This window comes from Neorhizobium petrolearium (assembly GCF_017873175.1).
GTDB lineage: Bacteria > Pseudomonadota > Alphaproteobacteria > Rhizobiales > Rhizobiaceae > Neorhizobium > Neorhizobium petrolearium.
In genome coordinates, this window is the sequence record NZ_JAGGJW010000004.1 from 76,939 (window position 1) to 95,427 (window position 18,489).

The window sequence follows — 18,489 nt, forward strand, 5'->3', positions numbered from 1 at the left end:
CTAGGCATCGGGCATGCACGCTCTGCCCGATTTTCTCCGCATCGATTCCGAAACCCGCCGCGTCTTTCTCGACGGACGCAATCCCGCCTTCTATAGCGATCCGAACCGCGTCTACGCGCTTCTCCACGAACACTGCCCGACCTTCTACTGGGAAGAGCAGCGACAATGGTTCTTCACCGGCTACGACCATGTGAACGCGCTCTTGCGCGACCGGCGGTTCGGCCGGCAGATCCTGCACATCGCCGGCCGGGAGGACCTGGGGCTTCCCGCTCCTCAGCCGCATCTTGAGAACTTCGATCTTGCCGAACGCCATTCGTTGCTGGAACTCGAACCACCGGAGCACACGCGGCTCAGGACGCTCGTCAACCGCGCCTTCGTCTCCCGTCACATCGAAAGGCTGAGGCCCGAGATCGCCGAGCTTGCTGAAAAGCTGATTGATGGTTTCGAGAAGGACGGCGGAACAGAACTGCTCTCCTCCTTCGCCGACATCATCCCCGTGACGATGATCGCAAGGATGATCGGCATTCCCGACGAGATGGGGCCACAGCTCCTCGATTGGTCGCATGCCTATGTGGGCATGTACATGTTCAAGCGGACAGCAGAGGACGAACATGCGGCCGACCGCGCCGCGAAGGAATTCGCGGATTACGTCAAGGACTTGATCGCCGAACGGCGCAGGTCACCACGCGGGGATCTGCTCACCCACATGATCCATACGGAGCACAAGGGCCAATATCTCACCGACGACGAGTTGGTTTCCACGACGATCGTGTTGCTCAATGCCGGACACGAGGCGACCGTGCACCAGATCGGCAATTCGGTGAGGGTGATCCTGGAAAGCGGGCTGCCGCCATCGGAACTCTTCCGCGACGATGCAGCGACAGAACGGACGGTGGAAGAGACGCTGCGCATCTGCGCTCCGGTGCACATCTTCCAGCGATGGGCATTGGACGATGTCGAGATGGACGGCCTTTCCTTCAAACGCGGCGAGAAGGTGAGTCTCATCCTCGCCGCCGCCAACCTGGACCCAAAGAAATTCTCCGACCCGCTGACCTTCAAGCCGAACCGCCATGAGGCGCCGAACCTTTCCTTCGGCGCCGGTATCCATTTCTGCATCGGCGCGCCGCTTGCCAGGCTCGAACTCAATACCGTGCTGCCGATCCTCTTCCGTCGCCTGCCGGGAATGCTGATCGCGAAGACGCCCGTCGTGAAGGACGTCTATCATTTCCACGGATTGGAGAGGCTCGAACTTTCCTGGTGAAGCCGATCAAATGGTTTGCGAAGAGGGAATCCCGAAGCGCGCGGCCGGCTTGTTCAGCGACAGATGGGGCCGCAATTCACCGCGAGCATTTTCGAACGCCTCATAGAGCGTCTTGTCTGCGAGCGATGGGATGGTGATCAGTTCGCCCTGGTCGAAGCCCGCGAGCGCCGCATCGACGAGATCGGTGACATCCATCACCATGTTCGGGTCCATGTTGTCGAATGAGCCGCCAACACGGTCGAAGATTTCCGTCCGGGTGAGCCCGGGAAGAACCGCCTGGATGCGGACGCCGGTTCCGGCAAGTTCACTCGCCAGAGATTCCGTCAGGACAAGAACGAAAGCCTTGCTGGCGCTGTAGGTGCCGCTGAAGGCCTGGGGCCACAGCGCGACGACCGAGGCGGTATTGATGATCGCCCCCTCGCCCCGCCCCACGAAAGCCTGCGCGGCTGCTACGGCAAGCCGGTTCGCGGCAGTGACGTTGAGATCGACCATCTGGTCAAGATAATCGGCATCGCTCTGGAGCAGCGATCCCTTCGGTCCGATGCCGGCATTGTTGACGAAAAGCGTGATTGAACCGTCCTCGCGCAGGCGCTTTTCGACCGCAAGCACATCAGCCCGCTGCGTCAGGTCAGCGCGCAGCACCTCTGCCGTTACACCATGGCCCTGCGACAGGCGCTCTGCGAGCGTTTTCAGCCTGTCTTCATCGCGGGCAACAAGAATAAGGTCATAACCGCGCCTGGCCAGGCGGTCGGCGTAGGTCGCACCGATTCCGGACGAAGCGCCGGTCACGAGGGCAGTTCCGAGTTTGGATGACGTCGTCATTGGTTCATCTCCTTTGATTGGAATTTACTGGCATATGCCACTATATATGAAAACGGGGTTTCGAAGTCACAAGAGGAGAGCAGAAATTTTTATCGGGAGTGGAAGCGCCAGCCAAAAGCGGGCATCCTCTCCGCGGAAAGCAGGTAAGGACATGGTGAACGACGAAAAAATGCGGGAAGACGGCATCTGGCTTTACTGCAGCAACAGCGCAGTGCGCCGCGCTTCGCGGCAGCTCGGTCAGCTCTATGAGGATGCGATGGGTGACACGGGGCTCAAGGGCACGCAATTCTCGCTTCTGTCGCAGATCGCACGCTCAGGAGAACCGACCCTCAAGAGCCTGGCAGAGGCGATGGTCATGGATCTTTCCGCGCTTGGCCACACGTTGAAGCCGCTGATTCGCGACGGGCTGGTGGAACTGATGCCTGACGACAAGGACCGGCGGGCAAAACGCGTGGGACTGACGGAGACAGGAATTGAAAAGCAGAAGGATCTGACCACACGCTGGCAGATCGCTCAGGACCGCTTCGACAAGGCTTTCGGCAAGGAAAAGTCGGAGGAGATGAGGCGTACGCTCGCCTTCATCTCGTCGCCGGAGTTCGCAGAGGCGTTCAATAGCGACAAGAAGGACTGATTTCAGACCCGGATCACGTAATCCTTGCGAGTCGTTTCAACGACTTCCCAGGTTCCCTTGAAGCCAGCTCTCAGGACCATGCTGTCGCCGGCCCTCAGATGGATGGGCCGGCCGGCCTCTTCCATCACGATCGAATGGCCGGAGAGGATGTGGAAATACTCCCACTCGTCGTAGGCGATCCGCCACTTCCCCGGCGTCGCCTCCCAGATGCCGGCGTAGAGCCCGCCATCGGCCTCCTCGACATTCCAGGTGCGGAAGGTCGGATTGCCGGAAATCAGGCGGTCGGGCGCCGGAGCGCCCTCCTCCGGTTTGATGGCCGTGATGTCGAATCGAACCCAGGATGCCATGCCGCGCCTCAGACCTTCGACAAGGCCTGATCGAGATCGGCGATGATGTCGGCAGCATCCTCGATGCCGATCGACAGCCGCACCACGTCGGGACCGGCGCCGGCGGCGATCTGCTGCTCTTCGGTCAACTGCCGGTGCGTCGTGGAAGCCGGATGGATGACCAGCGAGCGGGTGTCGCCGATGTTGGCGAGGTGCGAGAAGAGCTTCAGACCTTCGACCAGAGCTTTGCCCGCCTCATAGCCCCCCTTGACACCGAAGGTGAAGACGGCGCCCGCGCCTTTCGGCGAATACTGTTGCTGCAAGGCGTGGTTCGGATCGTCCTCGAGGCCGGCATAGTTCACCCAGGCGATTTTCGGATGCTTCTTCAGCCATTGCGCCGCGGCGAGTGCATTATCGCAATGCCTCTGCATTCTGAGGGGAAGCGTCTCGATGCCGGTCAGGATCATGAAGGCGTTGAAAGGTGAGAGCGCCGGGCCGAGGTCGCGCAAACCCAGCACGCGGGCGGCGATCGCAAAGCCGATATTGCCGAAAGTCTGATGCAGCACGATGCCGGCATATTCCGGCCGGGGCTGTGAGAGCATCGGGTAATTGCCGGATTTCGACCAGTCGAACGTGCCGCCATCGACGATGACGCCGCCCATCGAATTGCCATGCCCGCCCAGGAATTTCGTCAGCGAATGGACGACAATGTCGGCGCCGTGCTCCAGCGGTCTGACGAGATAGGGAGTTGCCATCGTGTTGTCGACGATCAGCGGAATACCGCGCCGTTGCGCCACGTCGGCGATCGCCGCGATATCCACGAAGGTGCCGCCGGGATTGGCAAGGCTTTCGATGAAGATGGCGCGGGTGCGTTCATCAATCTGTTTGTCGAAGCTCTCCGGCTCGTCCGTATCGGCCCAGCGAACCTGCCAGTCGAAACTTTTGAAGGCATGACCGAACTGGTTGATCGAACCGCCGTAGAGTCTTCGCGCCGAGACGAAATTATCGCCGGGCTGCATGATCGTGTGGAAGGTCAGCATCTGAGCCGCATGGCCGGAGGCAACCGCAAGCGCAGCCGTGCCGCCCTCCAGCGCCGCCACCCGCTCTTCGAGCACCGCCTGAGTCGGATTCATGATGCGGGTGTAGATATTGCCGAACTGCTGCAGGCCAAAGAGGGCCGCCGCATGGTCCGCGTCATTAAAGACGAAGGACGTCGTCTGGTAGATGGGCGTCGCCCGGGCACCCGTGGCGGGATCGGGCTGGGCGCCTGCATGCACCGCCAGAGTTGAAAAGCCCGGATTGATCGTCGGCATGGTCTCTCTCCCTTATTGCCCAAGTGCTTTTTTCAACCTTTTATCACACCTGGGAAATGCGGCCTGGTTGATCTTGATCAACGATCTCCGCTTCTCCGCACGTATGCTCCAGGTGCGAAGAGGAGTATGCCATGAATAATCAAGCCTCCACCACACATGAAAACTTCGTTTCCCGGATCGCCCGCTGGTGTTCCACAACCTGGGACGCCATCGAGGAGGCAAAGGTCCTCGCGAGTCTTGATGAGGAAACCGTCAAGATTCTCGCGCATGACAACGCCATGTCCAGGGATGAGTTCATTTCTCTGATCAGGCGCGGACCTCACGCCGCCGACGAAATGGTATCACTGATGCGCTTGCTGAACATCGATCCGGAAGAGGTCAGGCTCGCCGAACCGCTGGAATTCCGCGACATGCACATCACCTGTTCCAAATGCCAGGAAAAGGCCCGCTGCCGCCGGGAACTCGTCGATGGCGCCGCCGTCGCAGACTTTGCTGATTACTGCGCCAATGCCGAGTTGCTCAACGAGATGCGGGCCCGGCCGGAACTGCTCGCCGACTGAAGGCATCAGGCGACAAGCCGGGGATATTCGATTGCCGGGCAACGGTCCATGACAACCTTGATGCCGGCAGCTTCCGCCTTGGCTGCCGCCCCGTCGTCGCGGACGCTGAGCTGCCCCCAGATCACCTTGGGCAAGGTCTCAAGGGCGAGTGCTTCATCGACCACGCCATCCAGGTATTCGGCGGCGCGGAAGACATCGACCATATCGACCGGCTGCGGCACGTCGGAGAGCGTCTTGTAGACGGTCTGCCCCTGGATCTGCTTGCCCGCCTGACCCGGATTGACCGGAAAGACTGTATACCCCTTCGACAGCAGAAAACCCATGACGCGATTGCTCGGCCTATCCGGATTGGGAGATGCCCCGAGAAGCGCGATGGTCTTCACGGTCCTCAAGATATCGGCGATATAGGCATTGTCGTAATGATCATGATTCATGGATGGCAGCCTCCCTGATGATGCCTCTGGCGGCACAATCCTCGCGCTCTATGTAAGTCCGTGTCTCGATAAAAGGGATGCAGGTCATGAAAAAATTTCTCGCAAGCCTCACCGTCATGGCTTGCGCCGCCGCCCTCCTGCCGGTCGAACCGGCCTTTGCCATTTCCCGGTATAATTCCACCAGCATGTCCTGTGCTGCCGTGCAGCGCGTGATCAGACGCGAAGGCGCGGTCATCCTGCGCTATCCATCCAGAAACGTGCGCGGCATGACCCTCTACGACCGCTATGTCGTCGACAGCAGCTTCTGCGACGGCCATGAATTTGCGGATCGCGTGACGGTGCCGTCGGCCGATACACCCCGCTGCCCCGTTCGCGCCTGCAAACTCAGGCCTGATCGGGAAGACTGCTTTCCGCTGCAGCCAGGCTGTCTCGGATTCTGACGTGCAGATTCCTGCCCGGCAACCGCGGCGGCCGTTCTAGGAACGTTCTTGCTATTTTCCGCTTCCGTACAACGCATATTAGCATCATCTACAGTTGAATTAGGGGAACCTACTATTCATGATCCGTGATAATTCGCAATCTCATCAACTGTGACAAAACCAGGTATCCATCACTGCGTCATGTTGAAACCACAGGGGATTTTTTTGATCAAGCCGCGGCTGCCAGATCGCTCTCTCCTCGTGCCGTTCTTGAGGCCTTGTAGACGGAGCCCAGACAAATGACCCCATAGGTTGTATACACAAACCTTCATCCCGCCCCACCAATGGGGCCATGCGCCTAATTACATAGCCCGAAAGTGGGGGTGTCGAAAACCTGTCTGTATTCATAAAGAAAACATTCCAGGCATCTCGAAAGGAAGAGAATGCGGCCTATCATGACAGCAGAGGAGATCCATGCCTTCCTGGATCGCGAATTTCCGCAAATCCACGTGGATGGACGAGCACTTGCCGTGACGGATGTTCGACCGGGTGAACTCTCCATGCGCTTTGATCCGAGCGACCGGCACCTGCGCCCCGGCAATACGATTTCCGGTCCGTCGATGGTCATGCTGGCGGATGTCGCGGCTTATGCCGTCATCCTTGCCCATATCGGACCGGTGGCGCTCGCCGTCACCACCAGCCTCAACGTCAATTTCCTGCGCAAGCCGCAACTCGCTCCGCTCTTCTGCGACTGCAGGCTTCTCAAGCTCGGCAAGCGGCTTGCGGTGATCGACTGCCTGCTGACCCAGCAAAGCGGCGGAGAGCCGGTCGCCCAGGCGACTGCCACCTATTCGATTCCGCCACGATAAATTGTGGTACCATAAAACCACATATGTAAACCTTTGATTTTGCTGTGTCTATTTTTCAATCTTGCAAATCCGTCATCTTGACGCTTCGCATCCGCACCGGTATAAGCCGCCACAGATTGCGGACCTTCATGGCCCGCATTCTTTTTGTCGGTCCTTCGCTCTTTTTTGGGGGATTTCGGCCGACAATCCAAGCAACAAGAAACGCCCTTGCATCCGGTTTTCGAATGCCACGGGTCCCAAATGAAAGAGAAAACCATGTCAACCTTCGTTCAGAAGCCCGCCGAGGTGGAGAAGAAGTGGGTGATCATCGATGCCGAAGGCCTCGTTGTCGGTCGCCTCGCCACCATCGTTGCAAACCGGCTCCGCGGCAAGCACAAGGCCACCTACACCCCTCATGTCGATGACGGCGACAACGTGATCGTCATCAATGCGGAAAAGGTTGCCCTTACCGGCAAGAAGTATTCCGACAAGAAGTATTACTGGCACACCGGCTATCCGGGCGGCATCAAGGAGCGCACCGCGCGCCAGATCATCGAAGGCCGCTTTCCGGAGCGCGTCATCGAAAAGGCCGTCGAGCGCATGATCCCGCGTGGCCCTCTCGGCCGTCGCCAGATGAAGAACCTGCGCGTTTATGCCGGTTCCAACCATCCCCATGAAGCCCAGCAGCCGGTCGCTCTCGACGTGGCTTCGCTGAACAAGAAGAATGTAAGGAGCGCCTGAACATGGCCGATCTCTCCTCTCTGAAGGATCTCGCTCCGGCGGCCGAAAGCCAGGCCCCGGTTCACGTCCGCAAGGTTGATAACCTTGGCCGTTCCTATGCGACCGGCAAGCGCAAGAACGCCGTCGCCCGCGTCTGGGTCAAGGCCGGCACCGGCAAGATCACCGTCAACGGCAAGGATTTCTCCGCCTATTTCGCACGCCCGGTCCTGCAGATGATCCTGCAGCAGCCAATCGTCGCTGCGAACCGTGGCGGCCAGTTCGACATCGTCGCGACCGTTGCAGGTGGCGGCCTTTCCGGCCAGGCCGGCGCGGTGCGCCACGGCCTTTCCAAGGCGCTGACCTATTTCGAGCCGGGCCTGCGTTCGGTTCTCAAGAAGGGTGGCTTCCTGACCCGCGACAGCCGCGTTGTCGAGCGTAAGAAGTACGGTAAGGCCAAGGCCCGCCGCTCCTTCCAGTTCTCCAAGCGCTGATCGCCTGCTGCGATTACGGATTTGCGAAGGCCGGGTTTTCCCGGCCTTTTCTTTTGCCGGCGCTTGCGGGCATTTCTCAGATCGGCAGTTCGGTCGTCGACTTCAGTTCGCGCAGGACGAAGCTGGAAACCACGTTGCGCACATGCGGATTGCGCATCAGGTGGCGGGTCATGAAAGCCTCATAGGCCTCGACGTCGCGTGCCCTGATCTTCAGCATGTAGTCGAACGTTCCGGACAGCGCATAGCACTCCATGATCTCCGGTCGGTCCCGCACGACGCCGGCAAATGCTTCGATCGCCTCCTCGTGATGATCCTCCAGGGTCACATGAGCGATGATGCAGAGCTTGAGGTCGAGCTTTGCCGGATCGAGAAGAGCAACCCTCTTCCGGATGACGCCTTCGGCCTCCAGCTCCTGCATCTTGCGCCAGGCGGTGCTTTGCGACATGCCGGCTTTCTCCGCCAGTTCGGAGAGCGACAACCCATCTCCGGTCTGCACGAGTTGCAGAAGCCTACGGGCGGCCTGCAGGTTTTCTTTCATTCCGGCCTCTCCTCCCGAAATATTCTCCCATTTTCAAATCCTACTCCGGCAATCCTGAAATGTTTACCCGCATTTTCCGAGATATAATGGTGATCTGACAGCCGAAGGCTCGAATGCCCGGCCCATTGGATCGATGAACGGGAGGCCGATCATGACCAAGGAAAGCACCTATACGGCGAACCTGCCGGATGCGGACGGCATCTATCACTACACGGCCGAGGAAGACCAAATCTGGAGCGAACTCTACCAGCGGCAGATGACGCTTTTGGCCGACAGGGCCTGCCGGGAATATCTGGACGGCGTGAAGACGCTCGGGCTGAAACCGGACAAGGTTCCGCAGCTTCGCGACGTCAATCGGCGGCTCAACGAGACCACCGGCTTCGGCGTGGAGGGCGTCCCCGCCCTCATCCCGCCATCGCGCTTCTATGAACTTCTGTCGCAGGGCAAGTTTCCGCTGGCGACGTTCATCCGGCGCCGCGAGCATATCGACTACATCGAGGAACCGGATATCTTCCACGAGGTCTTTGGTCATTGCCCCCTGCTGACCAACCAGAGCTACGCCAATTTCGTGCGCCGCTTCGGCGAGAAGGCTGTCAGTCTCGGCAAGGGCTATTCATGGCATCTGTTCCGGATATTCTGGTTCACCGTCGAGTTCGGCCTGATCAATACGCCGCAGGGGCGCCGCTGCTTCGGCGCCGGCATCGTTTCCTCTCCCAGCGAAACACGGGCCGCGATGGAAGGCAAGGAATGCGAATTCCGGCCGTTCGACCTGATGACGGTGCTCCGAACGCCCTACCGCATCGATATCGTGCAGCCGATCTATTACGTCATCGACAACTTCTCACAACTGGAGTCGATCATCGAGGAGGATATCGGCGCACGCATCAACGAAGCCAAAGCGCTCGGCGACTTTCCGCCGGCATTCGAAGCCAAGGCCTCCTGAGCAAAGAGGAATTTGTTTCACTCAGGCTTGCCTTGCCGGCTCTGATTGTCCAACGTCCCGGCCACCTGATGATGGAGGGACGCCATGGCAGAAAAGACGATCGATCACGCCTTCACGGCAACCAGCCTCACCTCCGCCGCAACTGATCCAACCTTTGCGGGCGCGCTTTCCTTCATGCGCCGGCGGTTTACCAAGGCGCTGACCGGCGTCGATGCGGTCGTCTGGGGCATCCCTTTCGACGCGGCGACGTCCAATCGGCCCGGCGCCCGCTTCGGGCCGCAGGCGATCCGCCGGGCCTCGGCGATCTTCGACAACGATCCGCAATATCCCTTCTCGCGCGATCTCTTCGTGGATATGGCGGTGATCGACTACGGCGATTGCCTGCTCGACTACGGCAACCACCAGGAGACACCGGCGACGATCGAGCGGGAAGCCGCGAAAATCCTTGGCAGCGGTGCTTTCCTGCTCACCCTAGGCGGCGACCATTTTATCACCTGGCCGCTGTTGAAGGCTCACGCCGCCAGGCACGGCCCGCTTGCCCTTGTCCAGTTCGACGCCCATCAGGACACATGGTTCGACGACAACAAACGCATAGACCATGGTTCCTTCGTGGCGCGCGCCGTACGCGACGGCATCATCGATCCCGCCCGTTCGATCCAGGTCGGCATCCGCACCCATGCACCGAAGGATTTCGGCATCCGCCTCCTCTATGGCCATGAGGTGGAGGAGATGACGGCGGCGGAGATCGCCAGGACGATCCTCGGCCATACCGACGGCAAACCCGCCTATCTCACTTTCGACATCGACTGCCTCGACCCGGCATTCGCGCCCGGCACCGGCACGCCGGTCGCCGGCGGCCCGTCGAGCGCGAAAATCCTCTCGGTGCTGCAGAAGCTCGGCCCCCTCGATATCCGTGGCGCCGATGTCGTCGAGGTGGCGCCCGCTTACGACCATGCCGACATCACCGCCATTGCGGGGGCGACGGTTGCAATGTATATGCTCGGGCTCCATGCCGAGCGACGCGCGGCGCGTTAAATTTCTGATTCAACTTGCTGGTAGACTGAATCCGGCATTCAATCCAAGGCACTGATCCCACAGGACAAAGACAATGACAGCGAAAATCTTCATCGACGGCGAACACGGAACCACGGGGCTGCAGATCCGCACCCGCATGGCCGGCCGCCGCGATGTCGAACTGCTGTCCATCCCGGAAGCGGAGCGGCGCAATGCCGCCATGCGGGAAGACCTGCTGAACAGCGCCGACATCGCCATTCTCTGCCTGCCCGACGATGCTTCGCGCGAGGCTGTCTCGATGCTCGCCGGCAACAACCGGGTGCGTGTCATAGACACCTCGACCGCCTATCGCGTTGATCCGTCATGGGCCTATGGCTTTGCCGAGATGGACAAGGCACAGGCCGATCGGATCAAATCCGCGCGTTGCGTCAGCAATCCCGGTTGCTATCCGACCGGCGCCATCGGCCTCATCCGGCCGTTGCGCGCCGCGGGTATCCTGCCCGACGGCTATCCGGTGACGGTCAATGCAGTTTCCGGCTATACCGGCGGCGGGAAACAGCTCATCGCACAGATGGAAGACCCGTCGAGAGACGACACCATCACCGCCAACAACTTCCTCTACGGCCTGACGCTCAAGCACAAGCACGTGCCGGAAATGAAGGTTCACGGCCAGCTCGACCGCGCCCCCCTCTTCTCGCCGTCGGTCGGCCGCTTCGCGCAAGGCATGATCGTGCAGGTGCCGCTCTTCCTCGAAGACCTCAAGGACGGGGCCACGGTGGAAAGCATTCACGCGACGCTCGTCGAGCATTATGCCGGGCAGGATATCGTCACCGTCGTTTCGCTTGAGGAAAGCAAGGCGCTGCCGCGCGTCGATGCTGAGGAACTCGTCGGTCAAGATACGATGAAGCTCTTCGTTTTCGGTACACCGGGCGGTGCACATGTCAACCTCGTGGCTCTGCTCGACAATCTAGGCAAAGGTGCCTCGGGTGCGGCCGTCCAGAACATGGACTTGATGCTTTCGGCGTGATGACCGGGAGTTTCCCCTTCCCTGCAGAGTGGGCCATCGAGAGCGCCCGTGAGATCGCGGACACCATCGTCGGCACCGTCTATGAAGTGACGCGTGCCGGTGGTGAAGTCGACATCGCCAAGGTTTTGAAACCGCGAGCACTGGGGGACAGTTTTCGCGGTGCCGATTTCATGGCATGGCGGGACGGCATCGGTTGTGTACGGCTCATCGCCCGATCCGAAAATGTTCTCCTGATGGAGCATGCGGGCAAGGTGACATTGCGTGATCGTATCGCCACTCATGGCGACCGGGACGCGACACGGATCGCGACCGAAGTGCTGACAGAATACCATCGCCCATCCGAGACCCCGCCTCCTGCGAGCCTCCAGCCTCTTCAGCGCTATTTCTCAAGCCTCTTCAAGAAAGCCGGGGAAGCTCGCCGCAACGGGATCACCAGCCCGTTCGTGGAAGGCGCCGAAATGGCCGAGGCACTGGTCGCCGACCAGAAAGACATCAAGCCGCTGCATGGCGACCTGCATCACGAGAACATCATCTTCGGGCCGCGCGGCTGGCTGATCATCGATCCGGCCGGCCTGATCGGCGATGCGGCACTCGACGTCGCCAACATGTTCTCCAATCCGCTCGACCGACACGACCTCACCCGCGACGAGGAGCGCATCGCCTTCATGGCCGGTCTATTTGCCGATACGCTCAAGCGGGACGTCCGCACCATCCTGCGCTATGCCTTCGCCTATGGCTGCCTGTCTGCAGCCTGGCACGAGGAAGACGGCAACGAAAAGGATCGCGACGACGAGCTTGCCGTCGCCGCCGCAGTTCGCAAAGTCTTGAAACAGGCTTAGGCAGTCTACCGCACCGGTGCGAATGCCTGCTTCAGCCCCAGATGGACGGCGAGCTTTTCGCCCGGTCCGTGCACGGCGGCAAACAGCAGGCCGGCCAGGAACGTGAAATGGTCGACGAAAAAGCCGAACTCCGCCTGATTGCCCTCCCAGTGGCTTGGGCCGTGGAAGGCGAAGGCCAGGAAAATCACGTAAGCGCCGGCCAGCAATGCGGCTTCCGAGAAGAACGCGCCGCTCAGGAAAGCCGCGGCCAGAGCGATCTCGAAAATTGCGGCGACCCAAGCCAGGAACAGCGGGAACAGAAACCCTGCGCCCGCAATATATGCGGCGGTCGTCTGCATATCGATGAACTTGAATGTCGTCGCCATGACGAACAGGCCGCCGAAGATCAGCCGTGCGACGAGAATTGCGATTGTCTTTGCCACTGTCCTATCCTCTCTCCTTGATGACTATGCTCCAAGGACGGAGGAACGGAACCGTTCCCGACATCAGGCGGAAATTTCTTGCTGCATTAGTTCCGAACTTCGACCGCCGTCTCCGGCGGATATTCGCCGATGAAGCCGCGCCAATGGGCAATTGCGAAGCCGAGGACCGCCAGTGCGCCGGCCTGATGCGTCAGCGCCAGGTCAAGCGGCACCTGCATGAGAAGCGTCGCAATGCCAAGCGCGGCCTGGAGGCAGATCAGGCCGAAGAGCACGACTGCGCGGCGGGCATGCGTCGTGCCGGGCGCGGTCTTCAACATCACCACCATATGCCACAGCGCCAGCGCGAGGAGCGCATAGGCACCGACGCGATGAACGAACTGCACCGTCTTCGGGTTCTCGAAGAGATTGATCCACCACGGCTGCTGGATGAGGAGATCGCCGGGGACCAACGCCCCGTCCATCAGCGGCCAGGTATTGTAGGTGAAACCCGCGTCGAGGCCGGCGACCAGTGCACCAAGATAGATCTGGAAAATGCTCATCGCCGCCAGTAGCACCGCACCGGCCTTCGCCCGGCCTTCCGGCGCGATATCGTCACTATGCGGAGACAGGCCGCGCATGATCCACACACAGGCGGAGAAGATGAGACAGGCGATCACCAGATGCGTTGCAAGCCGGTATTGCGAGACGCTGACAAGCTTGGTCAATCCTGAAGAGACCATCCACCAGCCGATGAAGCCCTGAAAGCCGCCGAGCGCCAGAACACCAGTGAGCGGCCAGCCCAACCGCCTTTCGATGCGACCGGTCAACCAGAAGAAAATCAGCGGCACAGCGAAGACGACGCCGATCGAGCGGGCCAGAAAGCGGTGCGCCCATTCCCACCAGAAGATCGACTTGAACTCGTCGACCGTCATCTCCTTGTTGACTTCCTGGTATTGCGGGATGCGCTGGTAGAGGCGGAACTCCTCCTCCCATTCCTCGGCCGAAAGCGGCGGGATGACGCCGTGGATCGGCTTCCATTCGGTGATGGACAGGCCGGAATCGGTAAGCCGCGTCGCACCTCCGACGAGCACCAGACAGAAGAGCGTGAAGACAACGAAGGCGAGCCAGATGCGCACCGCCTTGCGGTCGCGCTCGCGGCGCTTCGTCTGTTTCAAAACGTCGATGATCACGGCATCGGTCGCCGACATGGGGCACGCTCCTGTCGCTCACGCCAAAGACGCATCCATACGCCTTTTGTTCTTTCGCGTTGCTTTGCCCCATCGACCCGTGCAAAACAAGCCCCGGCGCTTTGCGGCATGCGGTCGCGGACAGGCGGTCGCCATAAAGGAGAAGCATTTTGGTCCCGCGTTTGAGAAGTTTCATCGGCACCATCCTGATCATCATCCTGGTGATCACATATGCGCTTCTCGCCACCACTTTCGCGACGCTGCTCCTCGCCACCTCGCCCTGGTGGGTGCATTTCCTCTATTTCCTGCTCTCCGGCCTGCTCTGGGTGCTGCCGGCGATGCTGATCATCAAGTGGATGGCGGGGCCGAAGCCTGGAAAATAACCTTTTTACCGCCGATTAACCAGCAGCAGCGGTTTTGTTGCCTATAAACCGATTGTTGGCGCTCCTTCCCTATCCTGCCGGCGAGAGGCAATAGCGGGCGCGCCATGCAGCAGCGGAAAGTCCAGTACGGGGAGCAGGCCATCGAGACGCCTGGGGAACAGGCTGGCGATGCCGTGATGCGTTTTTCCGAACTGACGCTTGTCATCTCACACGATCCGCGCTCAGTCGAAGCGGAATGGCGCCGCCTCGAAGGATTTACGAAGAACTCGCTGCATCAGGGCTTCGACTGGTGCCTCGCCTGGACAGAAGCGCATGAAAGCGCGCTTACGATCGTCCAGGGGATTGCCGGCGGACGTATCGTTTTGATCCTGCCGCTCGAAATCGTGCAAGAGAACGGCATCCGGATCGCCCGCTTTCCCGGCGATCGTTTCAACAACATCAACACCGGCCTTTTCGATGGCGACCTCGCTGCGCCGGATGCGGAGGATCTCCGGAATTTCGCCTCTGCGCTGCGGATCGCCTTGCGGAACGAGGCCGATCTCATCGTTCTCGACAATATCCCGCTCATGTGGCGCGACAGGCAGCACCCGCTGTCCGGACTCGCGACGATCGAGAACCAGAACCATTCCTTCCAGCTTCCGCTCTTTGCAAATTTCGAGGCGACGATCGCGCAGTTGAGCGCCAAGAGCCGCCGCAAGAAGTTTCGCTCTTCAACCCGCAAGCTCGAAGCGATCGGCGGTTATGAACATGTCATCGCCACCGAACAAAGCGAAAAGCATGCGCTTCTCGACCTCTTCTTTCATCAGAAGGGCGCGCGGCTGGCGATGTTCGGCCTGCCGGACGTCTTCTCGGCACCCGTGATCCGCGACTTCTTCCACCGGCTGCTCGATGTGCCGGTTGATGGCTTCGACACACCGCTTGTCCTGCACGCCATCCGCCTGCGTGGCGAGCATGAAGGCCATATTTGCGCGATTGCCGGCCTGTCGCGCAAGGACGACCATATCATCTGCCAGTTCGGCTCGATCGACGAAAGCATTTGCCCGGAAGCCAGCCCCGGCGAACTTCTGTTCTGGCTGATGATCGAATTGTCCTGCCGGGAGGGTGCTTCGATCTTCGACTTCGGCGTTGGCGACCAGCCATACAAGCGCAACTGGTGCACACAGGAAACGGTGCAGCACGATATCCTGTTGCCGCTGACATGGAAGGGGACATTCATACGTCCCCTGCGAGTGGTCGTGACCGGGGCAAAGGCGATGATCAAGCGAAATCCGCATCTTTATGCGATCGTGCAGCGTTGGCGATCCAACCGTTGCCAGAAGGCTCCGGAGCCTCCGGTCTCCGCCATGGAATAATTCAATCAGGCGGCGCGGCGACCGCGGCGCGGCGAATGCCGGTCGCCGGCTTCCGTCATGATCAGCAGATTGCGGTAACCTGCTCCTTCGAAATCCACAACCAGCTTTGCCACGTCCTCGTCCTTGAAACCCGGCACAGAGAGGATGATCTCCGGCGTCTCGTTTCGGGTCAGGCGCGAAATGCCGGATATTTCCGCCGGGCCGCATTCGATGAGCACGAGGTCATAGGCATCCGCCAGCGCATCGATGATCATCGTCAGGCGATCCGCGCCGCGCATCGCGCGGTCCGGATCGGAAATGCCGTGCGGGATGATATGGGCGTCGGAGAGCCGGTCTCGATGGATGGCGTCGCCAAAGGCGGTTTCGCCGCAAAGCAGATCGGTGATGCCGGGCAGCCTGGGATTGTCCGCCATCAGGCCAGTCGGGCAGGTCGAGCCCGTCATGTCGATCAGGACCACGGTGGAGCCTCGCTCGGATACCTCGCGGGCCAGCATGACGGTTGCGGCTGAGCCTTCGTCACCGGCCGGTGATATGGCAATCGCCACCGGAATGTCGTGGCGCAGGAGATAATGAGCGACCGAGCCGATCGTGAAGCTTCGTTCCTCGACCTCGCGTGCAAGGGCGTCCCCGACCACCTTGGCGCGGACTTTCTCGGCGGCTGCCCTAACCTCCTCCCGCGCTGGTGCGGGCCGATCGAACCGTGCGGCTTCCGCCTGCATCTGGTGGACTGGCAGAGGAGCAGCCGCCACGGGTTCGGCAGGCAGCGGTGCGCCGATCGGCGCGACAACCTCCCCCTCCTCGACCTCGTGCGCCCCGGACGGACGGAGCGCACGACCGCTGAAGAGTTCGATGATCATGACAATCAGGCAACCAAAAATGAAGGTCGCAAGCGATACGACGATCACGATCGGGATGATCTTCGGGAAATAGGGCTCGGACGGTTCGACGGCACGCGACACGATGCGGGCGTCTGCCGGAGCGGCATTGCCGTCGAGACGGGAGGTCGCCTCGCGATAGCGGGCGAGATAGGTTTCGAGAAGCTGGCGCTGGGCAGCCGCTTCACGTTCGAGCGCGCGAAGCCCCACTTCCTCTTCGCCGGCCTTGGCGGAATCGGCCTTCAACCCGTTGAGCTGCGCCATGAGCTGGCGTTCGCGCAGCCGCGACACTTCCGCTTCGTTATCGAGACTTGCGAGGATCTTCTTGGTCTCGGCGTCGATCTGCTGGCGGATGCCGGCGAGCTGGGCCCGCAAGCCTCTCAGCCGCGGATGGCCTTCGAGCAGCGACGTGGACAGGTCCGAAACCTGAGCCTGCAGATTGGCTTCCGCTTCCTTCAGGCGCTGGATGACCTGCGAGCCGACCACATCGGTCAGCGTATCGGACGCCCGGCCGGCTTTGAGCGAAGCGCGGACGTTTTCGGCGCGCGCCTCGGCATTCGCCCGTTCGGCCCGGACCCGGGCAAGCTCGGTGGAGATATCGTTGAGCTGCTGGGTCGAGAAGCTGTTGGTCTCCGTGGTCTGGAAGAGGCCGTTGGAGGAACGGTAGTCGGCCACCTTCCCTTCGGCTTCCTTGACCTTCTGCGTCAGGCTGGCGATCTCCGGTTCGAGCCATTTGGCTGTCTCCGAATGGGTATCGAGCTTGGCGCTGCTCTGGATCTGGAGATAGACCTCCGCCATCTTGTTCGGGATGTCGGCCGCAAGCTTCGGATCGCGCGAGGAGAATTCGATCGCAATGACGCGGGAGTTTTCGACCGGATAGACCTGCAGCTTCTCACGGAATTCCTGGATTACCCGATCCTCCGGATCAAGCGTCATCGGGTCCTGTTTGAGCCCGATCAGCACCAGGGGATCGGGGAACAGAGATTGCGCAGCCGGGTCGAATTCCTCAAGCTCGGCAAGTTTGAGATCGCGAACGACCCGATTGATGAGGTCGGTGGACTGCAGGAGCTGCGCCTGGCTGGTGATGTTGAGCGAATCGAGGATCGGATCGTTGGCCTGCGGGGCGCCCTCTCCGCCCGTCAGGTTGGGCGACCGGGACTCGATCAGCAGCCGCGTCTCGCCCCGGTAACTGGGTTTCATCAGGCTGGTTCCGACGAGGGCCACGGCGGCAGCAACGATCGTGGCGCCGATGATCCTGGCCTTGCGCTCCCAGACCGCCGAGATGATCCGTCCGAGATCGATATCCACGTCCTGACTGCTGCCGTTTACGCCTGACATCATACACTCCAACTCATCGATTTCGGCGGATGGTAAAGGATCATGGTAACGCGAGGGTTAATGCACTTTCGGGGTAGCACCGGCCACCTGACAAAGCGCAAACTTGCGGCCTCTTTACCGGGCATTAACCCTAACGGATCGATAACGGGCGCAATGGTATGAACAGCCGGAGCTCGGAAGCGGAAATGTCCTTCGCTCGCCCCCAACATGTGCTGGCGCTCGCACTTGCCGTGGCCGTGACGGCGATTGCCGGCTGCACGAGCAATGCGCCGGCGCCCAGAAGCTTTCAGGAAGCAACGGTCCAGCCCTACCGGCTCGACAGCGGCGACCGGCTGCGCATCAGCGTCTTCGAACAGCCGAGCCTCAGCAACACCTATACGGTCGACCAGGCTGGTTATATCGCCTTCCCACTGATCGGCCAGGTGGCGGCACGCGGCCAGACGATGCCGGCACTGGAAGGCGCAATCGCCGCCCGCCTCCGGCAGGGCTATCTGCGCGATCCGGACGTGACGATCGAAGTCGACCGCTATCGGCCCGTCTTCGTGATGGGCGAAGTGGGGCGGCCCGGACAATATTCCTACGTCCCCGGCATGACCGCCCAGAACGCCATCGCGATTGCCGGTGGCTTCACCTCCCGCGGCAACCAGCGTGACGTCGACGTCACCCGCAAGATCAACGAACGGGTGATCACAGGCCGCACAACGATCACCGCGCCGGTCCTGGCAGGCGATACGATCTATGTCCGCGAGCGGCTCTTCTGACCGGAC

The 18,489-nt window shown here is 60.8% G+C and carries 22 protein-coding genes; 14 read left to right on the forward strand and 8 right to left on the reverse strand.

Annotated features, from left to right (window positions below):
• Window positions 1-13: 13 nt before the first annotated feature.
• Window positions 14-1,261 (forward strand): cytochrome P450, encoded by a 1,248-nt coding sequence (locus J2046_RS08705; protein WP_210050948.1) that lies wholly within the window; start codon window positions 14-16, stop codon window positions 1,259-1,261.
• Between the two features lie 6 nt (window positions 1,262-1,267).
• Here J2046_RS08705 and J2046_RS08710 read toward each other — a convergent pair whose 3' ends face one another.
• On the reverse strand, window positions 1,268-2,083 hold the full coding sequence (locus J2046_RS08710; protein ID WP_210050950.1) for an SDR family NAD(P)-dependent oxidoreductase: 816 nt from the start codon (window positions 2,081-2,083) through the stop codon (window positions 1,268-1,270).
• Between the two features lie 154 nt (window positions 2,084-2,237).
• On the opposite strand from J2046_RS08710, the gene J2046_RS08715 reads away from it, so the two are divergent.
• Window positions 2,238-2,714: a MarR family winged helix-turn-helix transcriptional regulator gene (locus J2046_RS08715; RefSeq protein ID WP_411828481.1), complete on the forward strand. Its 477-nt coding sequence runs from the start codon at window positions 2,238-2,240 to the stop codon at window positions 2,712-2,714.
• A gap of 2 nt (window positions 2,715-2,716) precedes the next feature.
• On the opposite strand, the gene J2046_RS08720 is transcribed toward J2046_RS08715, so the two are convergent.
• On the reverse strand, window positions 2,717-3,061 hold the full coding sequence (locus J2046_RS08720) for a cupin domain-containing protein (protein ID WP_210050954.1): 345 nt from the start codon (window positions 3,059-3,061) through the stop codon (window positions 2,717-2,719).
• Between the two features lie 8 nt (window positions 3,062-3,069).
• Complete coding sequence (locus J2046_RS08725) at window positions 3,070-4,353, reverse strand: O-acetylhomoserine aminocarboxypropyltransferase (RefSeq protein WP_210050956.1); 1,284 nt, start codon at window positions 4,351-4,353, stop codon at window positions 3,070-3,072.
• 131 nt (window positions 4,354-4,484) lie between these two features.
• Here J2046_RS08725 and J2046_RS08730 point away from each other — a divergent pair, with 131 nt between their 5' ends.
• Window positions 4,485-4,913 (forward strand): DUF6455 family protein, encoded by a 429-nt coding sequence (locus J2046_RS08730; protein WP_210050958.1) that lies wholly within the window; start codon window positions 4,485-4,487, stop codon window positions 4,911-4,913.
• 5 nt (window positions 4,914-4,918) lie between these two features.
• Here J2046_RS08730 and J2046_RS08735 read toward each other — a convergent pair whose 3' ends face one another.
• Window positions 4,919-5,347 (reverse strand): CoA-binding protein, encoded by a 429-nt coding sequence (locus tag J2046_RS08735; RefSeq protein ID WP_210050959.1) that lies wholly within the window; start codon window positions 5,345-5,347, stop codon window positions 4,919-4,921.
• An 86-nt stretch (window positions 5,348-5,433) separates the two neighbouring features.
• Here J2046_RS08735 and J2046_RS08740 point away from each other — a divergent pair, with 86 nt between their 5' ends.
• From J2046_RS08740 to rpsI, 4 genes are all read left to right on the forward strand, one after another.
• Window positions 5,434-5,787, forward strand: coding sequence for a hypothetical protein (locus J2046_RS08740; protein WP_210050961.1), 354 nt, complete (start codon window positions 5,434-5,436; stop codon window positions 5,785-5,787).
• A 422-nt stretch (window positions 5,788-6,209) separates the two neighbouring features.
• On the forward strand, window positions 6,210-6,635 hold the full coding sequence (locus J2046_RS08745) for a PaaI family thioesterase (RefSeq protein WP_210050963.1): 426 nt from the start codon (window positions 6,210-6,212) through the stop codon (window positions 6,633-6,635).
• Between the two features lie 255 nt (window positions 6,636-6,890).
• On the forward strand, window positions 6,891-7,355 hold the full coding sequence (rplM, locus tag J2046_RS08750) for a 50S ribosomal protein L13 (protein ID WP_037150730.1): 465 nt from the start codon (window positions 6,891-6,893) through the stop codon (window positions 7,353-7,355).
• Window positions 7,356-7,357: 2 nt separating this feature from the next.
• Window positions 7,358-7,825 (forward strand): 30S ribosomal protein S9, encoded by a 468-nt coding sequence (rpsI, locus tag J2046_RS08755; RefSeq protein WP_210050964.1) that lies wholly within the window; start codon window positions 7,358-7,360, stop codon window positions 7,823-7,825.
• Between the two features lie 76 nt (window positions 7,826-7,901).
• Here the strand turns inward: rpsI and J2046_RS08760 are convergent, their stop codons facing one another.
• Window positions 7,902-8,363 (reverse strand): Lrp/AsnC family transcriptional regulator, encoded by a 462-nt coding sequence (locus J2046_RS08760; protein ID WP_210050965.1) that lies wholly within the window; start codon window positions 8,361-8,363, stop codon window positions 7,902-7,904.
• A 151-nt stretch (window positions 8,364-8,514) separates the two neighbouring features.
• On the opposite strand from J2046_RS08760, the gene J2046_RS08765 reads away from it, so the two are divergent.
• The 4 genes from J2046_RS08765 to J2046_RS08780 all read left to right on the forward strand — a co-directional run bounded on the left by J2046_RS08765 (window position 8,515) and on the right by J2046_RS08780 (window position 12,186).
• A complete protein-coding gene (locus tag J2046_RS08765; protein WP_210050966.1) occupies window positions 8,515-9,306 on the forward strand; it encodes a phenylalanine 4-monooxygenase in 792 nt (263 codons plus the stop codon).
• 84 nt (window positions 9,307-9,390) lie between these two features.
• Window positions 9,391-10,341 (forward strand): agmatinase, encoded by a 951-nt coding sequence (gene speB / locus J2046_RS08770; RefSeq protein ID WP_210050967.1) that lies wholly within the window; start codon window positions 9,391-9,393, stop codon window positions 10,339-10,341.
• A 73-nt stretch (window positions 10,342-10,414) separates the two neighbouring features.
• Complete coding sequence (gene argC, locus J2046_RS08775; RefSeq protein WP_210050968.1) at window positions 10,415-11,347, forward strand: N-acetyl-gamma-glutamyl-phosphate reductase; 933 nt, start codon at window positions 10,415-10,417, stop codon at window positions 11,345-11,347.
• The gene (locus J2046_RS08780; RefSeq protein ID WP_210050969.1) at window positions 11,347-12,186 is read left to right on the forward strand and encodes an aminoglycoside phosphotransferase family protein; all 840 of its coding nucleotides are present in this window, start codon (window positions 11,347-11,349) and stop codon (window positions 12,184-12,186) included. The genes argC and J2046_RS08780 overlap by 1 nt, the downstream gene beginning before the upstream one ends.
• A 5-nt stretch (window positions 12,187-12,191) precedes the next feature.
• Here the strand turns inward: J2046_RS08780 and J2046_RS08785 are convergent, their stop codons facing one another.
• Together J2046_RS08785 and J2046_RS08790 are read right to left on the reverse strand one after the other, a co-directional pair.
• The gene (locus J2046_RS08785) at window positions 12,192-12,608 is read right to left on the reverse strand and encodes a DoxX family protein (protein WP_210050971.1); all 417 of its coding nucleotides are present in this window, start codon (window positions 12,606-12,608) and stop codon (window positions 12,192-12,194) included.
• Between the two features lie 86 nt (window positions 12,609-12,694).
• On the reverse strand, window positions 12,695-13,795 hold the full coding sequence (locus J2046_RS08790) for a COX15/CtaA family protein (protein ID WP_210050972.1): 1,101 nt from the start codon (window positions 13,793-13,795) through the stop codon (window positions 12,695-12,697).
• A 149-nt stretch (window positions 13,796-13,944) separates the two neighbouring features.
• Here J2046_RS08790 and J2046_RS08795 point away from each other — a divergent pair, with 149 nt between their 5' ends.
• Together J2046_RS08795 and J2046_RS08800 are read left to right on the forward strand one after the other, a co-directional pair.
• Window positions 13,945-14,157 (forward strand): DUF2842 domain-containing protein, encoded by a 213-nt coding sequence (locus tag J2046_RS08795; RefSeq protein ID WP_210050973.1) that lies wholly within the window; start codon window positions 13,945-13,947, stop codon window positions 14,155-14,157.
• 104 nt (window positions 14,158-14,261) lie between these two features.
• Window positions 14,262-15,509, forward strand: coding sequence for a GNAT family N-acetyltransferase (locus J2046_RS08800; RefSeq protein WP_210050974.1), 1,248 nt, complete (start codon window positions 14,262-14,264; stop codon window positions 15,507-15,509).
• A gap of 5 nt (window positions 15,510-15,514) precedes the next feature.
• On the opposite strand, the gene J2046_RS08805 is transcribed toward J2046_RS08800, so the two are convergent.
• Entirely contained in the window at window positions 15,515-17,722 is a 2,208-nt protein-coding gene (locus J2046_RS08805; protein ID WP_210050975.1) for a GumC family protein, read from the reverse strand.
• Window positions 17,723-17,907: 185 nt separating this feature from the next.
• On the opposite strand from J2046_RS08805, the gene J2046_RS08810 reads away from it, so the two are divergent.
• Window positions 17,908-18,483 carry a polysaccharide biosynthesis/export family protein gene (locus tag J2046_RS08810; RefSeq protein ID WP_210050976.1) on the forward strand — a complete coding sequence of 192 codons (576 nt, stop codon included), beginning with the start codon at window positions 17,908-17,910 and terminating at the stop codon, window positions 18,481-18,483.
• The last annotated feature ends 6 nt before the right edge of the window (window positions 18,484-18,489 follow it).

Excerpts from the sequence above, each read along its gene's own strand:
- J2046_RS08705 (WP_210050948.1), top strand. The coding sequence starts at position 14 with ATGCACGCTCTGCCCGATTTTCTCCGCATCGATTCCGAAACCCGCCGC.
- J2046_RS08710 (WP_210050950.1), bottom strand. The coding sequence starts at position 2,083 with ATGACGACGTCATCCAAACTCGGAACTGCCCTCGTGACCGGCGCTTCG.
- J2046_RS08720 (WP_210050954.1), bottom strand. The coding sequence starts at position 3,061 with ATGGCATCCTGGGTTCGATTCGACATCACGGCCATCAAACCGGAGGAG.
- J2046_RS08725 (WP_210050956.1), bottom strand. The coding sequence starts at position 4,353 with ATGCCGACGATCAATCCGGGCTTTTCAACTCTGGCGGTGCATGCAGGC.
- J2046_RS08730 (WP_210050958.1), top strand. The coding sequence starts at position 4,485 with ATGAATAATCAAGCCTCCACCACACATGAAAACTTCGTTTCCCGGATC.
- J2046_RS08735 (WP_210050959.1), bottom strand. The coding sequence starts at position 5,347 with ATGAATCATGATCATTACGACAATGCCTATATCGCCGATATCTTGAGG.
- J2046_RS08740 (WP_210050961.1), top strand. The coding sequence starts at position 5,434 with ATGAAAAAATTTCTCGCAAGCCTCACCGTCATGGCTTGCGCCGCCGCC.
- J2046_RS08745 (WP_210050963.1), top strand. The coding sequence starts at position 6,210 with ATGCGGCCTATCATGACAGCAGAGGAGATCCATGCCTTCCTGGATCGC.
- rplM (WP_037150730.1), top strand. The coding sequence starts at position 6,891 with ATGTCAACCTTCGTTCAGAAGCCCGCCGAGGTGGAGAAGAAGTGGGTG.
- rpsI (WP_210050964.1), top strand. The coding sequence starts at position 7,358 with ATGGCCGATCTCTCCTCTCTGAAGGATCTCGCTCCGGCGGCCGAAAGC.
- J2046_RS08760 (WP_210050965.1), bottom strand. The coding sequence starts at position 8,363 with ATGAAAGAAAACCTGCAGGCCGCCCGTAGGCTTCTGCAACTCGTGCAG.
- J2046_RS08765 (WP_210050966.1), top strand. The coding sequence starts at position 8,515 with ATGACCAAGGAAAGCACCTATACGGCGAACCTGCCGGATGCGGACGGC.
- speB (WP_210050967.1), top strand. The coding sequence starts at position 9,391 with ATGGCAGAAAAGACGATCGATCACGCCTTCACGGCAACCAGCCTCACC.
- argC (WP_210050968.1), top strand. The coding sequence starts at position 10,415 with ATGACAGCGAAAATCTTCATCGACGGCGAACACGGAACCACGGGGCTG.
- J2046_RS08780 (WP_210050969.1), top strand. The coding sequence starts at position 11,347 with ATGACCGGGAGTTTCCCCTTCCCTGCAGAGTGGGCCATCGAGAGCGCC.
- J2046_RS08790 (WP_210050972.1), bottom strand. The coding sequence starts at position 13,795 with ATGTCGGCGACCGATGCCGTGATCATCGACGTTTTGAAACAGACGAAG.
- J2046_RS08800 (WP_210050974.1), top strand. The coding sequence starts at position 14,262 with ATGCAGCAGCGGAAAGTCCAGTACGGGGAGCAGGCCATCGAGACGCCT.
- J2046_RS08805 (WP_210050975.1), bottom strand. The coding sequence starts at position 17,722 with ATGTCAGGCGTAAACGGCAGCAGTCAGGACGTGGATATCGATCTCGGA.
- J2046_RS08810 (WP_210050976.1), top strand. The coding sequence starts at position 17,908 with ATGTCCTTCGCTCGCCCCCAACATGTGCTGGCGCTCGCACTTGCCGTG.